Annotated in this window: 4 protein-coding genes and 3 pseudogenes; 4 read left to right on the top strand and 3 right to left on the bottom strand. The window is 62.5% G+C overall.

What is annotated here, in order from left to right:
* Window positions 1–994, bottom strand: a pseudogene (locus tag Q427_RS26035) (NCS2 family permease); the annotation flags it as partial.
* A 224-nt stretch (window positions 995–1,218) separates the two neighbouring features.
* Window positions 1,219–1,848, bottom strand: a complete 630-nt coding sequence (locus tag Q427_RS26030; RefSeq protein ID WP_043518349.1) for a riboflavin synthase — start codon at window positions 1,846–1,848, stop codon at window positions 1,219–1,221.
* Window positions 1,849–2,273: 425 nt separating this feature from the next.
* Here Q427_RS26030 and Q427_RS26025 point away from each other — a divergent pair.
* The 3 genes and pseudogenes from Q427_RS26025 (at window position 2,274) to Q427_RS26015 (ending at window position 4,827) form a co-directional block, all read left to right on the top strand.
* Window positions 2,274–3,344 (top strand): annotated as a pseudogene (locus tag Q427_RS26025) (methionine ABC transporter ATP-binding protein).
* A pseudogene (locus Q427_RS26020) lies at window positions 3,325–3,977 on the top strand (methionine ABC transporter permease). Before Q427_RS26025 ends, Q427_RS26020 begins: the two co-directional pseudogenes overlap by 20 nt.
* Before the next feature lie 34 nt (window positions 3,978–4,011).
* Window positions 4,012–4,827 (top strand): MetQ/NlpA family ABC transporter substrate-binding protein, encoded by an 816-nt coding sequence (locus tag Q427_RS26015; RefSeq protein ID WP_043518347.1) that lies wholly within the window; start codon window positions 4,012–4,014, stop codon window positions 4,825–4,827.
* A 66-nt stretch (window positions 4,828–4,893) separates the two neighbouring features.
* Here the strand turns inward: Q427_RS26015 and Q427_RS26010 are convergent, their stop codons facing one another.
* The gene (locus tag Q427_RS26010; protein ID WP_043518346.1) at window positions 4,894–5,193 is read right to left on the bottom strand and encodes an MTH1187 family thiamine-binding protein; all 300 of its coding nucleotides are present in this window, start codon (window positions 5,191–5,193) and stop codon (window positions 4,894–4,896) included.
* Between the two features lie 60 nt (window positions 5,194–5,253).
* Between Q427_RS26010 and Q427_RS26005 the strand changes: the two genes are divergently transcribed.
* Window positions 5,254–5,748: a GAF domain-containing protein gene (locus Q427_RS26005; protein ID WP_051496727.1), complete on the top strand. Its 495-nt coding sequence runs from the start codon at window positions 5,254–5,256 to the stop codon at window positions 5,746–5,748.
* The last annotated feature ends 390 nt before the right edge of the window (window positions 5,749–6,138 follow it).

Raw genomic sequence — 6,138 nt, 5'->3', positions numbered from 1 at the left:
CAGGAACAGCACCGCCACGACCACGGCGGTGAGCCCGGTGCGCCCGCCGGAAGCGATGCCTGCCGTGGATTCAATGTAGCTGGTGGTGGTCGAGGTGCCCAGCGCGGCACCGGCCATGGAGCCCCACTGTCGGCCATCATGCGCGATTCAGGCGCGGCAGCTTGCCGTCCTTGTCCAGCAGGCCACCGCGATGCGCCACGCCCACCAGGGTGCCGGAGGTATCGAACAGGTCGACGAACAGGAAGGCGAAGATCACGCTGAGCATGGCGATATCCAGCGCGCCCATCAGGTCCATGGCCATGAAGGTCGGCGCAATGGAGGGCGGCATGGACATCATCCCGCCGTACTCGTTATGCCCCAACACGATGGCCAGCACGGTGATGCCCAGGATGCCGATCATCACGGCGCCGGTGATCTTCAGGTAGGCCATGGCGGTGATGACGAAGAAGCCCAGTAGCGCATAGATGGCCGGCGGCTCGGAGAGATCGCCCAACGCCACGTAGGTGGCCGGGTTGGAGACCACGATGCCGGCATTCTTCAGCGCGATCATCGCCAGGAACAGGCCGATGCCGGCGGCGATGCCCAGACGCAGCGAGAGCGGAATGGAGTTGATGATCCATTCACGGATCTTGAAGATGCTCAGCAGGAAGAAGCAGAAGCCCGAGAAGAACACGGCACCCAGCGCCGCCTCCCAGGTATAGCCCATGCCCAGCACCACGCCGTAGGTGAAGAAGGCGTTGAGCCCCATGCCCGGCGCCTGGGCGATGGGATAGTTGGCCCAGAGCCCCATGATAAGACAGCCGACGGCTGCCGCCAGGCAGGTCGCCACGAAGACGGCGCCATAGTCCATGCCCGCTTCGGAGAGAATGCTGGGGTTGACGAAGATGATGTAGGCCATGGTCAGGAAGGTGGTGATCCCGGCAATGACCTCGGTCTTCACGCTGGTGTTGTGCTCGGTCAGCTTGAAGTGATTGTCGATCAGTTTATTCAGCATTGGAGGCATTCCTGCGCACTTGTTCTGGTTATCGTCCAGGGGGGGGGCGAGAAAAGCGGCACATGGTACCCAAAGGTGGCCCGTGATGCGAGGCGATCCTTGCCGCCACGGACCGCTTTTCTCACTCTTTTCGTTTCGCTCTTCCCTTTTTAAGCAAACGCCAAGCCATCTACCAGCGCCGCCACCAACGGAAACTTGACGAAACGGTCAATCGAACGCTGCCATCAAGCCCCCCGGGCGGCCAGCACGCGCTCCACGGTTTCAACGATCGCTTGCGTCTGGGGATCGACCTCGATATTGACCCGATCCCCGGGCACACGATCCACCAGAATGGTGCGTGCCAGCGTCTCGGGTATCAGATCGACGCAGAACCGTGGGCCATGGTCGACGTTGGCGGCTCGAACATCACCGATGGTCAAGCTGATGCCGTCGACACCGATGTAACCCTTGGCGAAGAGGAAGCGGCCCAGTCCGTGGGGAACCTCGAACCAGAGCCGGCGGTTGTTGGGGGCCTCGTCCAGCTCCACCAGTTCGGCCATGGCCATGACGTGGCCGGACATGGCATGCCCGCCGATTTCGTCACCGAAACGCGCCGCCCGCTCGATATTGACCCGGTCCCCTACCTCGAGCCCGCCCAGGTTGGTCACTTTCAGTGTCTCGCGCATCAGATCGAAGCGGACCTGCTCGCCCTCGATGGCCGTCACGGTCAAGCAGACACCGTTGTGAGAGACGGAGGCACCGGGCTCCAGCCCCTGGCGCAGCTCATCGGAAAGAACCACGACATGGGTACGGAAGGCCTCGGCCTCCTCGATCGCCACGATTTCCGCCGTGCCCTGAACGATACCTGTGAACATGAAGTTTCCTCGTGCAGCTCCCGGACGGGAGGTTGAGATAGGGATTGAGACAGGGCTGGCAGTGTAGGAAGTCGCGGGGCGTGCGTCTATCCGGCGTGCTCCCACCCATTGGATTCAAGCCAGAAAAAAACAGGCAATTCCAACCCCTAACAGCGAATCTTGCTGCCTACTGGCCAATCCCTGCACAAGAATCACCACCCCGATTGACAACTTACGCCTTTGGTCGTAGCATTGGCCGTCACATTTAAAGGCGCCGATTTGTACCCGGATTGCGGGCGCCCATGGCGAAAGTGCTTTCGAGCGCTCTTCGACATGAAGTGCAGCTAAAAGGGTGTGTCCAGCGTTGATGGCCACCCGTCAGGGTGGCCTTTTTTTTGGCACCCACTGCTCGCCCCGCAATGAAACGGCCTGTCAGTGGAAGCCAGATGATCACTTTACGCAACGTCTCCAAGACCTACCATATCAGGGGCGGCCACAAGGATGGCGCTCGAGGCCACGTCAAGGTCGTCGAAGCCCTGAAGAACGCGAACCTCCATGTGCCCAGGGCAGCATCCACGGCGTGATCGGCCTTTCCGGGGCCGGCAAGTCGACCCTGATTCGCTGCGTCAACCTGCTGGAGCGCCCCACCAGCGGCAGCGTGACGGTGGACGGGCAGGAGATGACCCGCCTCTCCGCCTCGGCCCTGAACCAGGCTCGCCACCGTATCGGCATGATCTTCCAGCACTTCAACCTGCTGACCACGCGCAACGTGTACGACAATATCGCCCTGCCCCTGGAGCTGATGGGCATGAAGCGCACCGCCATCCGCGAACGCGTGATGCCGCTGCTCGAGCTCACCGGACTGACGGACAAGATCAGCCAGTACCCCGCCCAGCTCTCCGGCGGCCAGAAGCAACGTGTCGCCATCGCCAGGGCCTGGCCAGCGAACCGCGGGTATTGCTGTGCGACGAGGCGACCTCCGCCCTGGACCCCCAGACCACCGGCTCGATCCTGGAACTGCTGCGGGACATCAATCAGACGCTGGGCCTGACCATCCTGCTGATCACCCACGAGATGGAGGTGGTCAAGTCGATCTGCCATCGGGTCAGCCTGATATCCGACGGCGAACTGGTGGAGGAGGCCGATGTGGGCGACTTCTTCACCGCCCCCGGCACTCAGCTGGGCCGAGAATTCCTCAATGACTTCCTGCAACTGGAACCGCCCAAGGGGCTGGTCGAGCGCCTGGAAGCCGAGCCCGGCGAGCACACCCACCCGGTGGTGCGCCTGGCGTTCTCCGGCGATGCCGTCTCCACCCCGTTGATCTCGCGCCTTGCTCGGGACTGCGAAGTCGACGTCAGCATTCTCCAGGCCAAGGTGGAGTCGATCCAGGAGCGCACCCTGGGTTGATGATCGCCGAGCTCCTGGGGCCGGCCGAAAAGACGCGTCAGGCCATCGACTATCTCGAATCCCATGATCTTCACGTGGAGGTGCTAGGCCATGTCCAGCGCGATGATTGACCTCATCATCAAGGCCACCCTGGATACGCTCTACATGGTGGGTGTTTCCGGCTTGCTCGCGGCGCTGTTCGGCGTTCCGCTGGGCGTGATGCTGTACGTCACGCGACCGCGGCAGATACTCGCTCGCCCCGCCCTGAATCAGGCGCTTGGCATCGTTACCAATATTGGCCGCTCCATCCCCTTCATCATCCTGATGGTGGCCATCATTCCCTTCACCCGCATGGTGGTCGGCACCTCCATCGGCACCAATGCCGCCATCGTGCCGTTGACCATCGCCGCCATTCCCTTCGTGGCCAGGCTGGTGGAGGGCGCGCTCAACGAGATCCCGCCGGGGCTGGTCGAGGCCGCCCAGTCCATGGGGGCCACGCCGGGCAGATCATCGCCAAGGTGCTGCTTCCGGAGGCCCGCGGCGGCATCATCACCGGCCTGACGATCACCATCGTGACCCTGGTGAGCTATTCGGCCATGGCCGGTGCCGTGGGCGGCGGCGGCCTGGGCGACCTGGGCATCCGCTACGGCTACAACCGCTTCAACCCCACCGTCATGCTGATCACCGTGGCGATCCTGGTGGTCATGGTCCAGGGCTTCCAGAGTCTGGGCGACTACCTGGTGCGCAAGTCGGATCGCAAGTAAGAGAAGCCCCCTACCAGAAGAAAGGAGAGGTACCATGCAAGTCACCCTGACCCGCCTGCTCGGCGCCGCCACACTGGCCGGTGCCACCCTGATCGCCGGCTGCGGCGGAGACGACGCCGCCACCGAGACACGCTCGATCAAGGTCGGCACCATGTCCGGCCCCGAATCCGAGGTGATGGAAGTGGCCGTCCAGATCGCCAGCGAGCGTTACGATCTCGAGGTCGAGATCATCGAGTTCACCGACTACGTCTCGCCCAACGCCGCCCTGGCCGACGGCAGCCTGGATGCCAACGCCTTCCAGCACGAGCCCTACCTGCAGAGCATGGTAGATGATCGCGGCTACGACCTGACGGTTGCCGGCTACACCTTCGTCTATCCCATCGGTGCCTATTCGGAGAAGCACACCGATATCGCGGAGCTGCCGGAGCGTGCCATCATCGCGCTGCCCAACGACCCCACCAACGGTGGCCGCGCGATGATCCTGATGCACAACGCCGGCCTGATCGAACTGGACGATCCGGAAAATCTCGAGGCAACTCCGGTCAACGTGGTCGAGAACCCGCACAACTTCCGGTTTCGCGAGATCGAAGCCGCCCAGCTGCCGCGGGTCCTGCCCGATGTGGACCTGGCCTTCATCAACAACACCTTCGCCCAGCCTGCAGGCCTGAGCCTGGATGATGCCCTGATCAAGGAAGGACCGGAATCGCCCTACGTCAACCTGATCGCCGTGCGCAGCGGCGACGAGGAGCGCGAGGAGATCCAGCAGCTGGTATCGGCATACCAGAGCGACGAGGTCGCTGCCAAGGCACTGGAACTGTTCGACGGTGGTGCCGTGCCCGGCTGGCAGTAACAGCCGGTGTAAGGACAACGGGCCGACGCATTGCGTCGGCCCGTTTTCTTCGTAGCAGCGGTCCAGTCACTTGATCTTGCCTTCGACCCTGTCGATCCGCCCCTCCAGACTCTGATCCTTGTCCGTGGCGGTGGCGATTCGCAGCGTGCTGTCGACACGAGGCGCTCCTCTCTCGTGCAGGACATCATGGCAACGCTGAACGACACGCATCACTTCCTCCCACGACCCTTCGAGATTGGTACCATGGGCATGGAGGCGATAGTTGAGGCCTGCCTCTTCGATCACATCCTCGCAGGCCGCGATGTGAGAGGAGAGAGAGGCTCCTGCTCCTATGGGGGTGACATTGACATCGGCAACGACTCGCATACTCAATCCTCCTGATTGATCCACGGGCATCCCATTCCGAAACCTAGTGCCGTCCAGGCCATACTTCAACTTGAGCACAGGAGTCCCCATGCATCGCCCTCGACTGACTACACCCTGCTTAGCCAGCAGCTCGAGGCCCTTCTCGAAGACCGAGACTGGCTGGCCAACAGCGCCCAGACCTGCGCCTTCATCATGGAGGCGATACCAGAACTCAACTGGGCCGGCTTCTACCTTCAGCGCCGGGATCACGTGCTGACCCTCGGCCCCTTTCAGGGTAAACCGGCCTGCAATCCGATTCCGTTCACCAAGGGCGTTTGCGGTGCTGCAGCCCGCACGCAACAGACCCAGCGCATCGAGGATGTGCATGCCATTGCCGACCACATCGCCTGCGATGCCGCCTCCCGCTCCGAACTGGTCGTGCCCATCGTGACCCAGGGTCACCTGTGGGGCGTGCTCGACCTGGACAGCCCCCGACGTGGACGCTTCGACACCAATGACCAGACGGGCATCGAAGCCCTGGTCTCGGTATTCATGGCACGCACCGACCTGGATTGACCCCAGGGACAGGGAAGCCGCGACAAGAAGACGACAAAGAGCAAAAGCGAACCTCAATCCTTTACTGCCTCCGGCGAGGCGCCTGACGGCGCCAGTCGCGATGGGAACTCGGGGCGCCGAACCGAGCGCTCCAACAAGGTCGGCAACTACCACGTTGTAGGAAATGGGATGGACCCGTCCCTCCCTGTGCCAAGATGAGTTTGCAACGCCATCTTGGGTGCACGGGGCACCACACGGCATCTCGAAGGAGGGTCCATCCATGAATCACATTAGCATCGTCGGGATCGATCTCGCCAAGCGTGTCTTTCAACTCCATGCCGTCGATCACAAAGGGCGTCAGGTGTTCAGCAAGAAGGTCTCTCGCTCAGGCTTACGCCTGACGCTGGCCCA

Source organism: Halomonas sp. BC04 (assembly GCF_000568385.1).
The sequence above is the reverse complement of the archived record's forward strand: the minus strand, read 5'-3'. Positions and strand labels throughout refer to the sequence as shown.

Excerpts from the sequence above, each read along its gene's own strand:
- Q427_RS26015 (WP_043518347.1), top strand. The coding sequence starts at position 4,012 with ATGCAAGTCACCCTGACCCGCCTGCTCGGCGCCGCCACACTGGCCGGT.
- Q427_RS26010 (WP_043518346.1), bottom strand. The coding sequence starts at position 5,193 with ATGCGAGTCGTTGCCGATGTCAATGTCACCCCCATAGGAGCAGGAGCC.
- Q427_RS26030 (WP_043518349.1), bottom strand. The coding sequence starts at position 1,848 with ATGTTCACAGGTATCGTTCAGGGCACGGCGGAAATCGTGGCGATCGAG.